The sequence below is a fragment of the Clostridium sp. CS1-1 genome, from assembly GCF_056135525.1.
In genome coordinates this window covers 3937054-3956891 of the sequence record NZ_CM148680.1, presented here as the reverse complement: position 1 = coordinate 3956891, position 19838 = coordinate 3937054, and the positions used below count along the sequence as shown (strand labels likewise).

Annotated in this window: 13 protein-coding genes and 2 pseudogenes; 11 read left to right on the top strand and 4 right to left on the bottom strand. The window is 31.9% G+C overall.

Translation table 11 applies throughout. From position 1 onward, the window contains the following. Positions 1–12 precede the first annotated feature (12 nt). A complete protein-coding gene (locus AC0N0V_RS18620) occupies positions 13–408 on the bottom strand; it encodes a nucleotidyltransferase substrate binding protein (RefSeq protein ID WP_474460198.1) in 396 nt (131 codons plus the stop codon). Then, positions 389–712, bottom strand: coding sequence for a nucleotidyltransferase domain-containing protein (locus AC0N0V_RS18615; RefSeq protein WP_474460196.1), 324 nt, complete (start codon positions 710–712; stop codon positions 389–391). The genes AC0N0V_RS18620 and AC0N0V_RS18615 overlap by 20 nt, the downstream gene beginning before the upstream one ends. A 320-nt stretch (positions 713–1032) precedes the next feature. On the opposite strand from AC0N0V_RS18615, the pseudogene AC0N0V_RS18610 reads away from it, so the two are divergent. The 3 genes and pseudogenes from AC0N0V_RS18610 to AC0N0V_RS18600 all read left to right on the top strand — a co-directional run. Then, positions 1033–1453 (top strand): annotated as a pseudogene (locus AC0N0V_RS18610) (flagellin N-terminal helical domain-containing protein); the annotation flags it as partial. A 2159-nt stretch (positions 1454–3612) separates the two neighbouring features. After that, positions 3613–3882, top strand: a pseudogene (locus tag AC0N0V_RS18605) (flagellin); the annotation flags it as partial. 499 nt (positions 3883–4381) lie between these two features. Next, a complete protein-coding gene (locus tag AC0N0V_RS18600) occupies positions 4382–5446 on the top strand; it encodes an HD-GYP domain-containing protein (RefSeq protein WP_474460194.1) in 1065 nt (354 codons plus the stop codon). Positions 5447–5513: 67 nt separating this feature from the next. Here the strand turns inward: AC0N0V_RS18600 and AC0N0V_RS18595 are convergent, their stop codons facing one another. Then, positions 5514–6269 (bottom strand): MBL fold metallo-hydrolase, encoded by a 756-nt coding sequence (locus AC0N0V_RS18595; RefSeq protein WP_474460192.1) that lies wholly within the window; start codon positions 6267–6269, stop codon positions 5514–5516. A gap of 352 nt (positions 6270–6621) precedes the next feature. Between AC0N0V_RS18595 and AC0N0V_RS18590 the strand changes: the two genes are divergently transcribed. After that, positions 6622–6999: a VOC family protein gene (locus AC0N0V_RS18590; protein ID WP_474460190.1), complete on the top strand. Its 378-nt coding sequence runs from the start codon at positions 6622–6624 to the stop codon at positions 6997–6999. A 151-nt stretch (positions 7000–7150) separates the two neighbouring features. Here the strand turns inward: AC0N0V_RS18590 and AC0N0V_RS18585 are convergent, their stop codons facing one another. Beyond that, positions 7151–7777, bottom strand: coding sequence for a hypothetical protein (locus AC0N0V_RS18585; RefSeq protein ID WP_474460188.1), 627 nt, complete (start codon positions 7775–7777; stop codon positions 7151–7153). A 399-nt stretch (positions 7778–8176) separates the two neighbouring features. Between AC0N0V_RS18585 and AC0N0V_RS18580 the strand changes: the two genes are divergently transcribed. From AC0N0V_RS18580 to AC0N0V_RS18550, 7 genes are all read left to right on the top strand, one after another. Then, positions 8177–8551, top strand: a complete 375-nt coding sequence (locus AC0N0V_RS18580) for a zinc ribbon domain-containing protein (protein ID WP_474460186.1) — start codon at positions 8177–8179, stop codon at positions 8549–8551. Between the two features lie 57 nt (positions 8552–8608). After that, entirely contained in the window at positions 8609–8944 is a 336-nt protein-coding gene (locus AC0N0V_RS18575) for a single-stranded DNA-binding protein (protein ID WP_474460183.1), read from the top strand. 201 nt (positions 8945–9145) lie between these two features. Further along, positions 9146–9481, top strand: coding sequence for a hypothetical protein (locus AC0N0V_RS18570; protein ID WP_474460181.1), 336 nt, complete (start codon positions 9146–9148; stop codon positions 9479–9481). A gap of 884 nt (positions 9482–10365) precedes the next feature. Next, positions 10366–13041 carry a cell wall-binding repeat-containing protein gene (locus tag AC0N0V_RS18565; protein WP_474460179.1) on the top strand — a complete coding sequence of 892 codons (2676 nt, stop codon included), beginning with the start codon at positions 10366–10368 and terminating at the stop codon, positions 13039–13041. Between the two features lie 34 nt (positions 13042–13075). Beyond that, on the top strand, positions 13076–15280 hold the full coding sequence (locus AC0N0V_RS18560; protein ID WP_474460177.1) for an Ig-like domain-containing protein: 2205 nt from the start codon (positions 13076–13078) through the stop codon (positions 15278–15280). 27 nt (positions 15281–15307) lie between these two features. Further along, positions 15308–18874, top strand: coding sequence for a DUF5050 domain-containing protein (locus tag AC0N0V_RS18555; protein ID WP_474460175.1), 3567 nt, complete (start codon positions 15308–15310; stop codon positions 18872–18874). A 73-nt stretch (positions 18875–18947) separates the two neighbouring features. Continuing rightward, positions 18948–19628: a hypothetical protein gene (locus AC0N0V_RS18550; RefSeq protein ID WP_474460172.1), complete on the top strand. Its 681-nt coding sequence runs from the start codon at positions 18948–18950 to the stop codon at positions 19626–19628. The last annotated feature ends 210 nt before the right edge of the window (positions 19629–19838 follow it).

The following is a 19838-nucleotide window of genomic DNA, read 5'->3' as shown; positions in this document are numbered from 1 at the left end:
CTAAGTCTATAATTATATAATTTCGTGAAATTTTTTTGCAAGTTTCTCTAGTAAAATCACATGGTGAGATTTTATATTATTATAAATATCTAAAGCTAAAGTTTCATCATAAACATGAGAGGTCTTATTTCTGTCAATCATCATATCAATCCACCCATCACCATTTTCAATAAGGTTATACTTAAAAGCAGACTTAATGGTGCTTCTAGGGGTCTGTGCATCCTCTACTCCCTCAAATTCTAAATAAGCCTTCATAAGCTTCCAGCCTAGTTCAAAGGTAAACTCAAATCTTTGAATTACAGCATCTACAACTATATCGCTTTTACCATCTAACTTAACAGCTTCTGTTAGCCTATTAAGGGCATTTTGAAAATCATTAAATCTATATTTAACTCTGTCTATTAGCATAAATTTCAACTCCTTCACGTTTTATATTATCTATAAGTTCTTTCTTAGATATTTTCTCAAAATAAATAATATCAAAATCTAACGAAGTATTAATCATATTCATATTATCCTCTATGATATTTAGTTCTTTAGAGGTAATGTTATTTCCTGATATAGCTATATCTATATCAGATGTTTCTTTATAGTCCCCTCGAGCCCTTGAGCCAAAAACAAATGCCTTTTCTACATTAGTACATTTTGAAATTATATTTTCAATTTGTATCAATAAATCTCTTTTAATTCCTAATTTTTCATGAAGCTCCAAAATAATCACTCCTTGAAAATTAGTATATCACAAGGATATGATTGCATACAACATTACATCAATCTAATCTCATTTTTTCATCATTTCCTTTTCAACATCTCTTTTTCAAATTACTTTTTTCATCAAATAATAGCCTTTCTAAATACAAAGAATCCTTTACAAATCTAATCTCTCAAACAAAACTTTCAACAAATTATAAAAGGCAACCTTGAGGCAGAAAGTTTTAAGTTACCTCTACATAGCAGCAAAATCAAAACTATTGCTGCTTAAATCACAGTTCACAAGGAAGTGTACTGCCAAAAATTCAGGGAGGTAAACTTATGATTATAAACCACAATATGAATGCTATGAATGCACACAGGTATATGACAGGAAATACTCAATCTGCAGGAAAGTCAATGGAAAAGCTTTCTTCAGGTCTTAGAATAAATAGAGCAGGTGACGATGCAGCTGGACTAGCTATATCTGAAAAAATGAGAGCTCAAATAAGAGGGCTTGACCAGGCAGGGAGAAATGCTCAGGATGGTATTTCATTAATTCAGACAGCAGAAGGTGCTTTAAACGAAACCCACTCAATACTTCAAAGAATGAGAGAATTAGCTGTTCAGTCATCTAATGATACTGCAACAGATGCTGATAGATCACAGATGCAAAAAGAAGTTTCTCAGTTGAAATCTGAAATAAATAGAATTGCTGAAAATACGGAGTTCAATACTAAAAAACTATTAAATGGAAGCTTGAGTGCTGCTAAATCTGCCCAAGGAACAGTGTCCTCCTCTGCAAAATTTGATTCTGCAACTACAGCTGCAATAGCAGGGACTTCAAAAGCCGGATTAACAATGGCTTTAAGCGGTGCGACAGCAGCAGTTACTGGTAAGGGATATTCTTCTACTGCTGGGGATGCTTTAGCAGAAAGGACTATAATACAAACTGGAATAAATGATACTTTTGATATTAGTATTAATGGTGTTAATTATTCAGACGTAACAATAGCGGCTAGTACAACTGAGGGTTATACTAGACAGCAATTTGTAGATGCAATTAATTCTGCTGTAAAAACCAAAGTTGGTACTGATTGGCCTAACCAATTTAATCAGGCAATAGCTACACTAACTTCTGATAATCATTTAAAGTTTACTACGGCAACTACTGGAAGTAGCTCAACTTTAGATGTTAGTATATCTGCTCCAACTACAGCAACTGGAAATAAAGGTGCTGTAGAGGCAATGGGCTTTGATAGTAAACAAACTACAGTTACAGGGAATGTGGATTTATCAGGTGGAATAACAGTTGCAACAACAGATTCTATGTTTAATTTAGTTATAGGTGATGATGCTACAAATGGTACCTTTGCAGATATATCTCTTATTGCAGACGGCGGGCTCACAGCTACTAACACCTATAGTTTTACCGAGTTAAAAACAGCACTACAAACAGCATTAGATAAGAGAGTAGGAGAAGGAGCTGTAAAAGTTGGAGATGATGGAAATGGACATCTTAAGCTGACATCTAATATTGGTACTGGTCAATTTAAAGTTGCAGCTGCAACTACTGCTGCAAATGATGGTTCCGCAAATTTATTTGGGACTAGCTTAACAGCTTCAGACGACGCCCATGCAGCAAATGTGAATACAAAGGGTACAAATACTGTTAACGGAACTAATGCTGGGACATTTATATCATCAGGAGCTAATGATGAGTTCAATATTTCAGTAGATGGAGGAGATAATCAGACTATAGTTTTATCAGCTGGAAATTACTCTACAAGAGATGCGCTTGTTACTGAAGTTAATAATCAAATTAATTCTAATAATAATTTAGTTGGAAAAGTTACAGCTAAACTATCCGATGACGGAAGTGGCAAGATAGAATTTGTTTCTAATTCAACTGGAAGCTCATCTTCAGTTAAAATTACTAATCCAACCTCTGCTAACGAAAGTGCTTTAGGTGTGTTAGGTTACACTGGCTATGCAGGTCAATTGACAGGATCAGTTAATCTAGCAGCAGGCGTAGATTTAACAGCAGCTGGAGCAACAAAACTAAGTGTAACACTTGGCAATAAAACTGCAGCAATTGATTTGGCAGGAGCAGATGGTATTAACACAAACAGTGCATTAACAACTACAGAAAGTTCAAGAGATGCTGTTATTAAGGCACTTCAGAGTAGGCTTGATACTGCTTTTGGAACTGGAGCAATTACTGTTAACACTTCAACCACTGCTTCAGGTGTAGACACACTATTGATAACAAGTAACGCTAGAGGAACTGCATTCTCAATCGCTGATGGTGCTGGCAAAGATGCATTGTTTGTAAGTGATGCTAATCCAGTAACTGCTAATGTAAGTGCTGCAGGAGTAAATGTAGAATCATCAGGTGTAGATGCAGTTGATAATATAATATCGAATTCCACATTACTAAGTGACCTTGCAGATGCAGATGGAAATAATTTAGGGCTTCAGTCAGGAAATATAATAAAGATTACTGGTACTCAAGATGGAACTACTTTCGAAACAACGTTAACTGTAGGTGATAGTAGTACCTTAGCAGATCTTGAAAATTCACTAAGGAATCTAGATGCCTTCAAGGGAGCAACAGTTTCATTAGATGTTACAAATGGTAAAGTAAGCATTCAAGGTACAGAAGGATCAACAAAAGATATCTCAAACTTAAAGTTTACAGCACAGAAATCTGCTACAGATACTGCAACTGTTGCTGGCTTTAATAAGGTTTTTGGTGGTTTTAATGTAACCCAAGAAGCGCAGGATGCTGTGAGTGATAGTTCGTTAGTATCCCATATTGGTGCAAATCAGGGGCAAACAATGAATATAGATATTAATGAAATGTCTACTAAATCCTTAAGACTTGATACTATTAATGTTTCCAGCCAAACAGGGGCTGAAACTGCAATAACCGTTATAAATAATGCTATAGAAACAGTATCAGATGAAAGAGCGAAACTTGGTGCATTTCAAAATAGATTAGAGCATACCATAGCTAATCTTGGAACATCATCAGAAAACTTAACATCATCTGAATCAAGAATTAGAGATGTTGACATGGCTAAGGAAATGATGAACTTCAGTAAAAATAATATCTTAGCACAGGCAGCTCAAGCTATGCTTGCTCAAGCTAATCAGCAACCACAAGGAGTTCTACAATTATTAAGATAACTGGTTCTGGAATTAGTTAACTACTGAACGAGATTGAAATATGCTGTTAACTTTTTATCCGATGACTACCCGCTCTAATACTCCCTCTGCTCCAAGAGGGAGTAAAGAGCGGCTACGTCCCTGGATAACGATTTCTAAGCATCAGGTGGAGTTAAAACTCCATCTGATGCCAAGAACTCTGTTTATATAGTGAAATATTCAGGGAACCTAATTTTAGGTTCCCTTCAATATAATAGTATCATAACTGAAAATTGAAAGAAATTATAACTGTAATGGCTAAATAAAGTTAATTAGGACAATATTTTATACAAAGCAGATATTAATCTCATTTACATAACCATATGGTAAGGTAAGGTAAGGTTTTAATGTAGTGATTTGTCGATTGGTACAATATTTTCTAAATAGCAGTTATAAATTTTAAAAAAAATATAACTAAATTGAAATTAATCAGTATATGGTATATTATATTCATATAAAATTAAAATTTTAGAGGTGAATTATGAAACTTGAACTAATAAATAGGTTAAAGGGAAATGAAGTACTAGGTAAAAATATATTCACAAATGATGGTAGAATACTCCTAAAAGCTGGAACGCAACTAACTTTAGGCTATATCAATAAAATGAAAGATATGGGAGTGTTTTATGTATATGTAGAGGATGAAAGGCTAGAAGATGTAGAAGTAGAAGATGAAACTATTAGTAGATTGAAGCAGACTACGTTAGAAAGTATGTCAAAAATAGTTAAGAATACTTCAGTAGTTTCAGATAAAAGAGCTATGAATGATTATATAAAGATTATAGAAGATTTAGTAAGCTATGTTGCTGAAAATCCAGATGTAAACAAAAGTTTATATGATATTCAAACACACAGTAACAGCACATATGTACACAGTATAGATGTTTGTGTTATGTCCGCTATTATTGGTCATGCTATGAGATTTGACAGTTCTTCAATAAAGGAATTAGGATTAGCTGCAATCCTTCATGACATAGGAAAAAATGCATTACCAAGACATTTGATTGAAAAACCAAAGAATCAGCTTCAAGGTGAAGATTTAAAGCAATATAAGGAACATCCATATTTAGGTGCAATGATACTTAAGAAAAATGTCAGAATACCAGAAAATGTAATTAAGGCGGTTCAACAGCATCATGAAAGAGTAGATGGAAAAGGATATCCTTATGGTTTAGAAGGTAAGGGAATAAATAAATATGCTCGTATAATTTCTGTTAGCAATGTTTATGATGGTGTAACAAATATTAAAGATTACAAAAAAGCTTTTAGCCCTAATGATGCATATGAGTTAATACTAGGCGGAAGCAGCACAATGTTTGATGCCGAAGTAGTTCAAAACTTTAGAAAGGCCTTTTATGTATATCCATTAGGTTGCTGTGTTAAACTTTCAAATGGAATAGAGGGATATGTAGTAAAACAAAATGAAAACTTCCCAGATAGACCTATGATAAGAATTATACATGATTCTATTACGAAACAAAATGTAGCTCCATACGAAATAGATTTAGTAAAAAGCACAAATTTAGTAATAACTCAAATAATATAAGTTGAAGTATTAAATACAAAATTTGAGTTAGGGGAGTTAATTGCCTCCCCTAACCCTTAACATAAGTCTATAATAGTAGCTCTTCTCCTGAATAATTTATCACGACAGTCTTAGTTGAAGAATTCTTTAACTTTTCAGCGAAATCTCTAGAAATATAAGTATTATCTCCAAAATGCATAGGGACTAATATTTGAGGGGTTAGTGCATTAATAAAATATTCTGCACCTAAACTGTAATATTCTTCTAGCCTTGGGTCTACAGGAAAGAAAGATACATCTATTTTCTCTCCTTTTATTTTAGATACCTCTTCTTTAAAGTTTTTCTCCATTAAGTTTTGTTCTTCATTAGGATCATCCTTCCAATGCCACCAGTTTAGATCGCCAGCGTGGAAAAGACTTACTCCATCTACATTCACTAAAAATGAGATTCCGAGGTCGGTTGAACCATAGGCTTTTATATAGATTTTCTCTAGGGCAGTAGCTTTATCTGCCAAAACTAACTCTTCGTATTGTGAAAGCTTATAATAGTTTTCCTTCCAGTTTTGAATGGAAATATCACTGCTTAAGATATATTTTATATTTGGATTAATAGACTGCCATTCAAGTATTTCAGGGTTAAAATGATCTCCGTGACTATGAGAAGAAAAAACTAGAATATTGTTTTTGTTTTTGATAAATTCTTCTAATTCAAACCGCTTACAGGTGGTTAAGCCATCATCTTTCTTAGGATTTATGTAATAATCAAATATTAAAAAGTAATTTAGGGTTTCTACAGCAAAGCCACTGTGATATATGTAGTGTATTTTTATTTTTGATTTACCCATAATTAGTCACCTCTATTTTTTATTGGGAATTTATCTGTTTATATATTATTATGGTATAATGTCGATAAGTTTACAATAGTTGTTTAGCATTTTATTTCCAAAGCAAGGTAGTTTAAGAACTATGTATTGATGAACTTTACATTATTCATCCAGTAGATTGTTGTAAAGTAGTGAGTTTTAAAATATTGAGTTTAAGGCTTCTTTAAAGGAATAACTAGCAAGTATTCTAGTTTAATGCATTGACAGGTGACCTTGTCTAATATAAAATAAACGTCGCATCTTTTACTTGTTAATTTTCTTGAGATGCCTTAGTATATAATAAAAAGAAAATGGATGAAAGGGGAAACAAACAATGAAATTTACTTTTGGACACAATAATATAAATGTATTTGACCTTGAAAAGAGCGTAGCCTTTTATAAGGAAGCACTAGGTTTTCAAGAAATAAGAAGATATCAACCAGAGGATAAGAGTTTTACACTTGTATTTATGGGAGATGGAGTTAAAGAGTATCAATTAGAACTAACATGGCTTTGTGATAGAAAAGAGCCTTATAACTTAGGAGATAATGAAATACATATGGCTGTACATACAGATGATTTTGATGGTGCTTATGAGCACCATAAGAAAATGGGATGCATCTGTTATGAAAATAAGGGAATGGGACTCTACTTTATAGCTGACCCAGATGGATACTGGACTGAAATTTTACCTAACAGAAATGTAGTATAGTTTGTTATAAAAAGTAAGCTGAAATTTCATTAATAACCAGTTAATATGTTGCAAAAAAATTGATCTCCACCTATTAAGTTCTAGGTGGAGGTCTTAGCAAATGTAGTTATATTTTATTAATCTAAAAGTTAATTCATGTAAATAGCTCATTTTACCTTATGCTCTTAAGTAGCTGAGGCATTCTCCCTGTCAAAACGTATAAAAAATCATCATTAGGTTTAATAATCCACCTTCCATTCACTTCAGATAAATTAACCTTTACAATCTTAGTTACCTTAGGAAAATAATCCTTATTTAATGCACTATTTACGGAATCAATTGCTACTTTTTTTAGTTCATTTTTAGCTGTATGTTTTTCGTCATTATTGCTGTTTAAGTATTTTTCTATCAATCCCTCTAGGGATTTTGACATAACTCCATTATAAATAGCCAAAAGATCAGGTGAAGTAATTTCTAATACTAATTTTGGGGTATTATTACTATTAGAAATCGACAGTATCTTACATTCTATTCTAGAAAATTCTTTTTTAAGAATAGTTTCTTGTAAGGAACTATTAAAAGTTAACTCACTATTGTAAATATCATTGCTTTTATCTAAGTATTCAGAAGCAGCTTTAAAATCTCCTTCTTTTAATGAATTAATAAAACTTAACATAGCTCCTTCTACTTCAGTTGTGGAGATATTTGTTGCAGTATCACTAGGTTTAAAATCACAAGATATTAATAACAGTGAAAGTGTAATAACTATAAAAAGATATAGGAAGTTTTTTATTTTCATAATATCCATACACTAAGATAATAATTAATACTTAATGCACATACCCACCTTTCTATGTTAACGTCAAACTTAATCTAAATATCCATTCAAGACACAGTATTCTAAACAAGTATAAAATCATCATATATTAACATTGTATGCCAAATTTTTTAAGTTTTCAATTATTATGAAGACACTAGATTTATTAAACTAGCTAATTTATGCCGGTTATTATGAGAATTTAGTATATTTACCTAGCTATTAGGGCTTTTCTGATATACATAAATACTTTCAACATAATCGAAGAAATTGATTAGCATATTTAACTTGTTACTTCTTTTCGGATATATAAAATATGTATAACACTTCACTAATAACTTGAATATATTTAAATATAAACAAAATTAGGGAGCGAAGCATATGTCACTAGGAGATAAAATGAAGATCTTTAAAATTTCACTGGGGGAAGGGGCGGAGGCTGCTGCTAAGAAGTCGCAAAGTCTTATTGAATACTCAGAACTATCCTTAGAAATGGCATCCTGTAAAAAAAATATAGATGAAATATACTTAAAGATTGGCGAGAAAGTATATAATAACTACAAAGATGGAGACCTTCATATCAATAATGCTAAGGAAATACTAAAATATTGTGAAGAAATAAAAGAAATTGAAAAAGAGGTCAAGAAAATAAAGAAGAAGATTTTAAAACTAAAGGATAAAAAAGAATGTAAAAACTGTGGGAAGATGATAGATAAAAGGGCACAATTTTGTGATAAGTGTGGATGTAGACAGTGATTAAACTTTCCTAACTTGGACATAATTATAGAAAATGTTGTTTAGGAGGGCGAAAACTTGAATAAAGTAGTTCTTATAGGAAGACTTACAAGAGATTCAGAACTTATACAACCAGAAAGTAGCGCAAGAGGATTGGTTAAATTAACTTTGGCAGTAGACAGAAGGTTTTCAAGCAAAGATGGAGAAAAAGAAGTAGATTTTATTTCTGTATCATATTGGAGTAATCATGGAGATAAAGTTCATCCGTATTTAACCAAAGGAAAACTCATTGGTGTAAGTGGAAGAATTGCTACCAGAAGCTACACTAATTCAGAAGGTGTTAAAAAGTATGTTACGGAAGTAGAAGCAGATAGCTTTAAATTTTTAGATAGTAAAAAGGAAAATGTAGTTTAGTTTTAAGAATTTAAAATAAATTTGCTCATTTAAGTAGATTTTGAAGCGTAATAAAGGTAGCGTTTAGTGGTAGCTTTTTCATGTGTTAATTTTTTATACTTCATTGACATAAAACTAATTCCACTGATAAAATGAAAGCATGTAATGTGTTGAGTTTAAATAAACATGAGCATATTTAATAACAAAAGGTGGTAATTAGATTTGGGAAATGATGAAAAAATACTTGTTAAAAAAGAAATTATAGATAAAATTAAGTCCGGATTGCATACTATAAGATTAACTACTAAAGATAAAAGTATTAAAAAAGAAGCAGAAACACTTGTAAAGCTCTTAGAGGACGAAACAAGCTTAGGTGGATTATCTTTGGAAGAAAAAATACTCCAAAAGATGAAAGAAACAAAAAGTGTAGATCCTGAAATGAATGCTAACCTTTATATACTCCACCGTAAGTTAGTTAATGGACAAATAAGTGAACAGCAAGCATTAGATTTGTTTCAGTCTTATGTTAAAACAGATTTTTTTAATGGGTTATATTAGAATTTAAAAACTTATAAAAAGTACAGTAAAAAGATAAAATAAACCTTAAAGTTGATTAGAAGATTTTATGTAAATTTTACTTTCATTATTGATTTTGCCAGAGATGACATGATTAATTAATGGAATAAATTGTATTATCAACAGATTTAAGGTTTATTTTTATTTTTCGACTATTTATTATATAATAAGGATGAATAATGCCAAAATGTATCTAGTTATTTCAAAGTTTCATGATGTATAAGTAAAAGATTAAATTTTACAATATAGATAAGCAACACCGAAAGTAGACTTATCCTCCGAGAAATAATACCAATTTTCGGTACGTTAAATATTTTTAAGAAGTCTAAAGCTCAGGATTTACGAAAAACTAAGAATCTTCGATAACTCGCCGACGCTCAGACAATCTAAGATTCTAAGTTTTTCATAAATCCTTCGCTAAGACTACTAAAAAATATTTAAATCTATCCTCAAATTGGTATTACGTCTCTCCGAATAAGTCGACTTTCTAATTTGGGTATCTATAATAATTTAAAACAGAACTTTTAATATAATTTATATATTAATTATTACATAAACTTGTACGATAATAAAAAAGAATACTTTTAACATAGGTTAACACTAGATACACATAAGGCTTAAAGATATTTATATAGTATAGAATATTTTTTACAATTTATCCGATGACTACCCGCGCTAATACTCCCTCGTACTCTGTGAAAGCGATTCGCACCAAATCGGAGATTTGGGCTCTCTGTTTTTCTCCAAGAGGGAGTAAAGGGCGGGTACGTCCCTGGATAACGACTTCTAAGCATCAGGTGGAGTTAGAACTCCATCTGATGCCAAGAATTCTGTTTATACTTACTAGCAATTTTGGAGGTAAGAAAGTGATTAAGAGAAAAAAGAATATATTATCATTAATATTAATAGCTTCATTAAGCCTTAGTTTATCGCACAAAGTAAATGCTGCATATCCAACTATAAAGAGAATCTCTGGACAAGATAGGTACTTAACATCCTTAAATGTAGCTAAAGAGGGGTGGAGCACATCCTACTATGCAGTTTTGGCTTGTGGAGAAGACTACCCAGATGCTTTAAGCTCTATACCTTTAGCTAAAAAGTATGATGCACCTATTTTATTAACTCATAGATCATATATAGATTCTTCTATATTAAACGAATTGATTCAGCTTAACGTAGGAAAGGTTTTTATAATAGGTGGAAAAGCATCTATTGATGATAGTATTGTACATCAGCTGAATTCTATAAGTATAGAGACGGAAAGATTAGGTGGTGCAGATAGATATGAAACTTCTGTAAAAATAGCAGAGAAATTCGGGAATGTAAATACTCTAACTACTGCTACGGGAGAAGATTATGCAGACGCTATTTCTATGGGTACAGCTGCGGCTGCAATGGGAGTACCAGTTGTCTTAGTACCTAAAAATGTAATGCCTGACTCAGTTAAAAACTATATAAAAAATTTAAACAGAACTATGGATGATAGCAAATATAAAAATTACAAAGTATTTGTAGCTGGCGATAGTGATGTTGTAAGTGATAATGTGGTTCGAGAATTTGAGCAAATAGGAAGCGGAAGTTCAAATGTTGAACAATTTCCGAGTGTTGAGAGAATTGTAGGTGACAATAAATATACAAGAAACATAAATATAATAGGGAGATTTATTGAAAAATCGGGAGGAAAATCTGTAGATGATATAAATAATGATGATGATTCTGCAACACAATACTCAACTAAATATGATTTGTTTAGCTTAAACAATATATACATTGCTTCAGGAGAAGGATTTGCAGATGCATTATCGGGTGCTGCTTTAGCTGCTAAAACTAAATCACCAATTATTTTATCAGGACCTTCTAACTCTAGTATGGTAAGAGATTTTATTTTAACCAAAAATCCTAACGCAGGTAGTAGTGTAACGCCTGAATATTTAACTTTTCTAGGTGGAGAGATGGTGATGCCATCTAGTAGAGCTAGTGAAATATTTGGATACACAACTTCTAATAATACTGTGAAATTTAGTGATAGCAATCTTGAAAAGGTAATGAGAGATAAACTAGGAATTCATGATAGAGAACTATACTATTCTGATTTAAAACAAATAACAGATTTAGATTTAACTAATCAAGGTATAAGTGATATATCAGGTATTGAAAATTGTGTTAATCTAAAAAGTTTAAATTTAAGCTACAATAATATAGATGATATAAGCCCAATCACTCGTTTAACTGAACTTCAAGATTTAAATTTAAGTTATAACAGTATACAGGATGTATCATTTATCTCGAATCTTTCTAAACTTAAGCATTTAGATTTAAGCAACGATAAGGTAAATACTTTTGGTTATTCTAGAAGATTGTATAAAGATGACAATGATGATGAATACGATAAAATATCGGAAAATGTATTTAAAAAGCTAACTGCCTTAGAATCCTTAGACTTAAGCAATTCCAATGGCAATAGTAGTTATAACGAAAATACATTTGGAAGTGTAAGTGATTTAGAAGTTCTTACTAACCTAAGAAATCTAAATTTAAAGGGGACAAATGCATCAAGTTTGAGCGATTTAGAAGAATTAACTAAATTGGAGACTTTGAATATAAGCGATACAAATGTGTCAAATCTAGATTTTATCAAAGACTTAAAAAGTCTAAGTCAGCTTGATATAAGTGATAACGGGCTAGATGATAGTGATATAAAAGCTATAAGAGATTTATCTAGCCTAAGGTATTTAAATGCCAGAAATAATGATATAGATGATATATCCGTATTAAGAAATTTAAAAAATTTAAAAACGCTTTATTTAGCGGATAATCCTATAAAAGATTACACTGCTTTGCTAGGTTATTACAATTCACTATATTATAGAGATTTTACTTTACTAAACTTAGATACAGATTCTATCTATTCTTCTGATGAAGAACTAAATAAGCAAATAAAAAGTCAGCTTAATGACTTTGAGGTAGCTTATGGGTATACCAATTATAATCTATTAAAATATAGAATTCTTTATCATTCTTATGATAGTGGTGCCTATGATGATGAACTAAGAAATCTTAATAATGAGAGAGAATGGATTAATTACAGGATATCTGCAGGAGGATTCTCTCAAAGTGAATTAAGAAACTTAAACTATGATCTAGAGAATATTAGTAATCAGATAGCGGATATAGTTAGAAAAGAAGATATGAACAATAAGATCAAGGACTTAGAATCACAGCTTTTATCAAATACCAAACCAATACAAAGAGAAAAGATAATAAATAAAATAAACTATGTGTATTCCGATTATAGATATGACTATTACAGGAAAGCGGTAGATAGATACAATCAAGACATAGAAATAATAAAAGAGCAAATGCTAGAGATTAATTTACAAAGTCCAAACTATGAAGGAAGTAACAGCTTAGAATATCTTGAATATAAACTTGATAACGTGCAAAAGGATAGGGATTTTGCAAAGGAGAAGATAGATATTTATGATAAATATAAAGATTTCTTTAATGCAATTGATGTATTGTTTGAATCAAGTGTAGATTAGCTAGAGAAACCTAGAAAGGAGAGTTTTAATATTAATGGAAAATATTAAATTGGGACGAGTTCTTAAGAGTAAAAAGATTGCGATATTAGTTTCAGCTGTATCAATTATGCTTTCCTCATCATTCACCAAAGTTCATGCAGCTGATATAGTAAATAGATATAATGGAATGAACCGATATGAAACTGCAGCTAAAGTAAGCATGGATGGATGGAAAGAGGATACAGCATATGCTATACTGGTAAATGGAGAGAATTTTCCGGATTCTTTATCGGCAGCACCTTTAGCAAGAAAATATAATGCGCCAATTCTACTTACCGGTGCGGATACATTAAGTCCTTATACATCTTCAGAAATAAATAGATTACATGTGAAAAATATTTTTATAATTGGTGGAAAAGGAGTAGTTCATCAAACTATAGAGGACGCCCTTACTGCCAGAGGTATAAAGGTTACAAGATTTGGAGGAGCGAATAGGTACGAAACTGCATTGCAAGTGGCTGGTAAACTTGGAAAAGCAAATGAGATTGTATTGGTAAATGGTGATGACTATCATGATGGAATATCAATAGCGTCAATAGCTGCACTTAAAGGAATGCCTATAATTTTAACAGGTAAAGATTCGGCACCTGCTTCTGTAGATAAATATTTGCAGGCAAACAAAAAGGCCAATCAGATTTATGTAGTTGGTGGAACAGATAAAATAAGTGATAATATCGTTAAAGATTTACCTAATATTAAAAGAGTTGGGCAAGGTACCGATAAATATGAAGTAAACACAAGTGTTATAGAAGCATTTAAAAATGAAATAAGTACAGGAACATTATATATTGCTTCTGCTAAGGATTTTCCCGATTCATTAGGAGCTTCCGCAATAGCACCTCAAACTTCATCACCAGTTCTATTTGTAGATAGTCCAATGTCGGAGTCTACAGAAAAATTTCTAAAATCTCATATAATAAATAATATTAAGGTTTTAGGAGGGCCATCTGCTGTAAGTTATGAAGCAGAACAGATTGCAAAGACTTTACCATTAGGAGTTTCACAAACAGAAAACATAACTGACACAATATGGCAGAATGAAAAATATACTCCAAGACCTACTATGGTAGTAACAGCTAGTGATGGCAATAAGAAAGAAGTTCCTGTAACTTGGAGTCTTACAAAAGTAAATACTACAAAACCTGGAATCTACACTTTTAATGGTAAGATAAATGGAACTGGCACTAATGTAGTTACTACACTTGTAGTAAAGCCACTACCTTATAAGATTAGTGATATAGTGACAACTTCAAGTAGTAAAGCAATTTATACACCACCTTCTACTGTTGTTGCTCAGATGACAGATGGAACTTTTAGTAATGTGCCAGTGAATTGGGACTATGGAACACAAGACGGAAATAAACCAGGAACTTATGTATTTTATGGTACAGTAGAAAAATATAGTAAAAAAGTTAAGCTCACCATGAGTATAAAGGCCGATTCTAATATTAAAGGCCTAAACAATATAAAAATAACTGTTAATTCGAGATCTGAATTTGAATTACCTAGTACAGTTGTAGCAAATATGGGCGATAATACTACAAGGAATGTAAGTGTAGTTTGGGGAGAAGAAAAACCATATCCTAACTTCCCAGGAGTTTATACCTACGATGGAACTGTAAGTGGTTACACTGGAGTTGCGAAATTAATTCTAATTATTAAGGATGAAGGTGGAGTAGATCCAAATGATCCTGATTATGATGACAACTCAAATACCATTATTACTACTTTAGATCCTATAGAAGTACCACAAGGAGTTCCATATAAGTTGCCGACTAAAGCTACGGACCCAGACACAGGAAAATCACTACCGGTGACTTGGACAACTACTAATGTAGATACAAATGGTGTTGAGTCAGATGATTTAGAGAAATGCTCTATATCAACTATAACCCTTATGGGAACTCTTACAGGTTCTACTAATAAGGTTAAAATTAATGTAATCATTAAACCGAAAATTGATTCAATATATCCAGATGATACTCGAATAACTATAACAAAGAGTGAATATATAGGAAAGACCTATAAGATGCCTGATACTATAAGAGTAATAACATCCGACGGAAGTGTGAAGCATGCAAAGGTATTAAAATGGGATCCTCCTTATGCAGACTTAGGAAATCCACAAATTTACTATGTAAATGGAACTATAAAAAATTATAGTCAACAGGTTAAGATTACTTTGAATGTAACGCAATAAACTAAAGTATATATGGAGGTAGTACTAATGAAAAAGACTAGAGCTATTGTAATAGCGACGATTATTGCATTAGGCGTTGGTGGAAAAGCACATGCACAGCTTTATCCGCAAGCTATATACGTTGGAAATAAAGGATATGACATCAATTATTTAACTAAACATGTAAAAGAGCTAAATGACTTATTAAGTTCTGGTACTGTAGGTGATATATATTACTTTGATGGATCTACTATAACATCTCTTTTTACAGGGAACCCTATAGGAGAAGGTGCTTTAAGTGAGAACATAAAGAAAAGTTACAATAATAATAGTAATATTACCTATATTGATGATGCTAGTGTAAGACATACCCTAAGTTTTAATGGAATAACTTATGTTGAGTCAAGTCCATTTGGGTATGCAGAGGTTCAAACTACTCCTATGGTTGGAACCTTAAAGGCTATTAATATAAAATTAAAGAATGTAAGTGCCATTTATCCAAGTGCGAAATATTTTAAGGTTCAAGATAGTGATACTGTTAAAAAAATATTGCCGATAGACACAACTAATATTAATAATACCGATTATCAAATTACATTAATAGCAGCAGCTAATGTTGAAAGACTTTCTGTGCTATCGGCAGATTATAATGTCATAGCCTATGGAGATGTGGATGTATCAAAAACTGGTTTAGCCTCTATTAGTTTTACACCAACTGATTATAAGGAACCAGATTATAACAACAATGGTAATCTATATTCTAATATAAATAACGGGGGATTGGTTGCAAAAAATAATAATGTAGACCAATATTCTTCTGGCAGCGACAAAGTAGACGATAGATGGCTTTATTATAGCAATACGGCTGATAGTGGAAAGCTTTATAGAAAAAATACTGTTGGAGTACAAGATTATAAGATAGCAGAAGATAACGCAAAGTATATTAATGTAGTAGGGGATTGGATATACTATTCAAATTACTCCGATGGACAAAAGATATATAAAGTTAAAACTGATGGTACTGTCAGAAGAAAAGTAAGTGATGATAGAGCATCCTATATAAATGTAGGAGGCGGATACATTTACTATTCTAATCAAAATGATAAAGGAAAAATATATAAAGTACCTGTAGATGCAGTTAACTTAACTTCCGCTGCCTCTACTAAGGTATCAGATGATGAAGCGCAGTTTTTGAATCTAAGAGGAGATGTAATATATTACAGCAATCGTTCCGATAAAAATAAACTATACTCTATTCATACAGATGGTAACTATAGATCAAAAATAAGTGATGATAATGCTAATTATATTACAGTGACTGATTCTGATATTTTTTATAGTACAGACCAAAATAAACTATATAGAATTGATAAAGTTGGCCAGGGAACTCCGCAATGGATTAACATTAAAGTAGATGTTACAGATAAGAGTGGAACAACTACAACAGTTAATGATAAAATTTCTGATTTTAATATAATAGGAGATAATATTTATTATGTTAGTAATGTGGACAGTAAAAAGTTGTATTTAGCTCCTGGGCTAAATAACTATACAATAAAGGCTAGCAAATATGCAGACGATGCTACAGTTGATTCCATTAATGTTGTAAATGATAATGGTAGTGATTTAGTTTACTATACTAAGGCTGGAAAGCTTTATGTGGCTACAGATAAACCTTTAGAGTCTGTTGATTCAAAAGGCAAAAAGACCGTAAAATATTATACACAAGCAATAGCTAAACCAAAATTAGACTTAAAAGTAGTTAGTTATGATAAGATTGTTTCTTCAGCTGTTCCTATAATTGGAAAGGTGAATAATATTGAGGATTATATGCCAGACAAGGTTACTGCAATCATGAGTGATAACAGCCAACAGCAGCTGGTTGTAGATTGGGATATGAAGAGTGGTTCGAATAATAAAAATGGCAGTCTTACTTATAAAGGTGTAATAGTTGGATATGGTAATGCGATTACATTCCAATCTATTAATAAGAGTAAAGCACCACTTGTGGATAACATTAGTGTAATTAACCACGCAAATACACAGGATGATTATATAATAGTTAAAGGCTTAAATCCTAATGATGCAGTAACAATATATAGAGATTCAAATAAAACTCAGAGAATTGGAACTGCAGTTGCAGATTCAACAGGAGTAGCTACTGTAACATTAACAGGAGATAAGGTGCTTCCAAATGATAGCTCTTTAGTATATGTAACAGTAACAACACCAGGTATAGCAGAAAGTGATGTAACAGAGGCGAACGGAACAGCAACTACTGAAATTTCTAAGCCATTAGACGATACAAATGGTATTGTAATAACTAACTATGCTCAAGGGGTGAATGATACTATACACATAGGCTCAGGTTCTGGAAATGCATTACTTAAAAAGGATGATTTGATAAAAGTATATGCAATGAAAAATGGTGTTAAAGTGCTTTTACAGGCACAAACTGTAAAAGCAGATAATACTCCAATTGAGGATTATAAGAAATATACTTGTGACTTTGTTTTATCAGGATTAAACTCTCTAGATGAGGCTGGTGGAACAATATATATTACAAGGACAAGTATTACTGGTAAGGAAAGTGAGCCGCTTGAGATGACATACGATGCTGGTTTAGCTCCTGAGGTAGATGAATATTCAACAACTTCTATTAAGGATGTTACAGGAAAATCAGTATCTCTATCATTAAAGGATTTACCACAAGGCGATACTAACTATGCATACTATTATAAAGTAGTACATTCACAACCTACTGCACTGTTAAAGTATAAAGATAGCATATCTATTGTAGACAAGACTGATGTTTCGGAATACACTGATGCAACTAACGGATGGAAGTTGTATACAAAAGGTGATATAATTCCAGCTAGCAGTAGCGATTATATCTATGTAACAAAAACTTACAACTATAGTGGTGATATCAAAGTATTAAATGCAAGTTATAGACAAGCTATTAATGCAGTTGATGATACTGTTCAGGGGGCACTAGACATTGATCCTGTAGATACAATTGTAGATGGAAGTTATATAAATGTAAAATATACATTAGGAGATAATTTTGCTAATGGTGAAGTAAAAATAGCGGTAAATTATCCTTTAACTGACGTAATATATAGTGGAATTGGCTCAGCAAATATAGTAAATGGAATTATAGATATAACAGGAATAAGTGGCGTTAAGGGAGATATTATATCTCTTGATATAAATAAGCCTTCTAACTCAGGTATCTATTCAATTGTAACTTCCTATGAGTGGAAAGGTATTACCGATCCAGAAACAAAGCCTAGTCAATTCCATCCAGCTGGAAAATCACTAGTAGTTAGAAAGGCAGCACCAGCTGGAACTTTAGAGCCAGGAACCAATACTGGTACTATAAAGATAACTGGATTAACTTTTGGTGTAACTTATGAATATGTAGTAAATAGCTCTAGTACACTAAGTCAAGATTCAACAGAGTGGAGCAGTAATGTAAAATCTGCGTCAGCATCATTAGCTGGCGAGTTAGATAATATATCTGCTACAACAAATCAATATGTTCATATAAGAGTGAAGGGTACAGCTACTGTTCCACCTTCAGTAATACAGGATATAGGACCAACTCCATAAGGTTAAACTTATTTTTAAAAATAAAACAAAGGTTAAAATTCTTTAACCTTTGTTTCTAAAGGAGGAAAACATAGTGAACAGCATAAGGAAAAAAAGTAAGGCAATAGTTGCTGTACTAGGATTATGTATACTTTTGGTATCAACCATGGTATTTGCTAGCGATACGGATGTGAACCAAATAAGCGATAAAAGCACTAGCAATATAAATAAGGTATGGACGATAAAATTTAATTCCGATGTTGACATTGACGCAATTAAAAATAGTATACAGGTTAAGGATAAAACAAATGGTAGTATAGTTAATGTAAATGTTACTGAGGGAAATGAATACTCCTCTGTAAAAATTGTCCCTCCCCCAAATGGTTATACAAAATCACATACTTATGAAATAAAAATTGATAATAGTATAGCTAAGTCGAAGAATAAAGGGAAACTGAAGAAGAGTATTTTAATGAATTTCAAGATTACAGAAAGCAGCAGTTCTAGTTATACTGCTTCAGCTAGTGTATCTGTGGCTGCAGCTCTTCCAGTATTAAAACAGATAACTATAAATTCAACTACATTACCAAATGCAACAAAATATAGAATAGATGAAAATCCTAATATGTTTAATATTGGTTCTCCAATGGTTGTAGGTGTAGCTGGAAATGTGACTACAGTGTATTTTTATGATGGAAACGGAACTAAATTAGGGGAAGCTGCATTAAGTGTAGATAAATCATCAAATAATATGACATTGCAAATTATAAAATAAATAGAGCCCTTGGCATCAGATGGAGTTTTTGAGCGGGTAGTCATCGGATAAAAGTATATTATATAAAAAGTCAGAGAAGAGAAAATCTTTTCTGGCTTTTTTATTTTCATATTCCTATAATAGGCCATAGGTTGAAATTTATACATATTTGGTATAAACTTAACATAGTAGAATTCTTTTACATATTAGGAGATAAAAATATTAATAAGG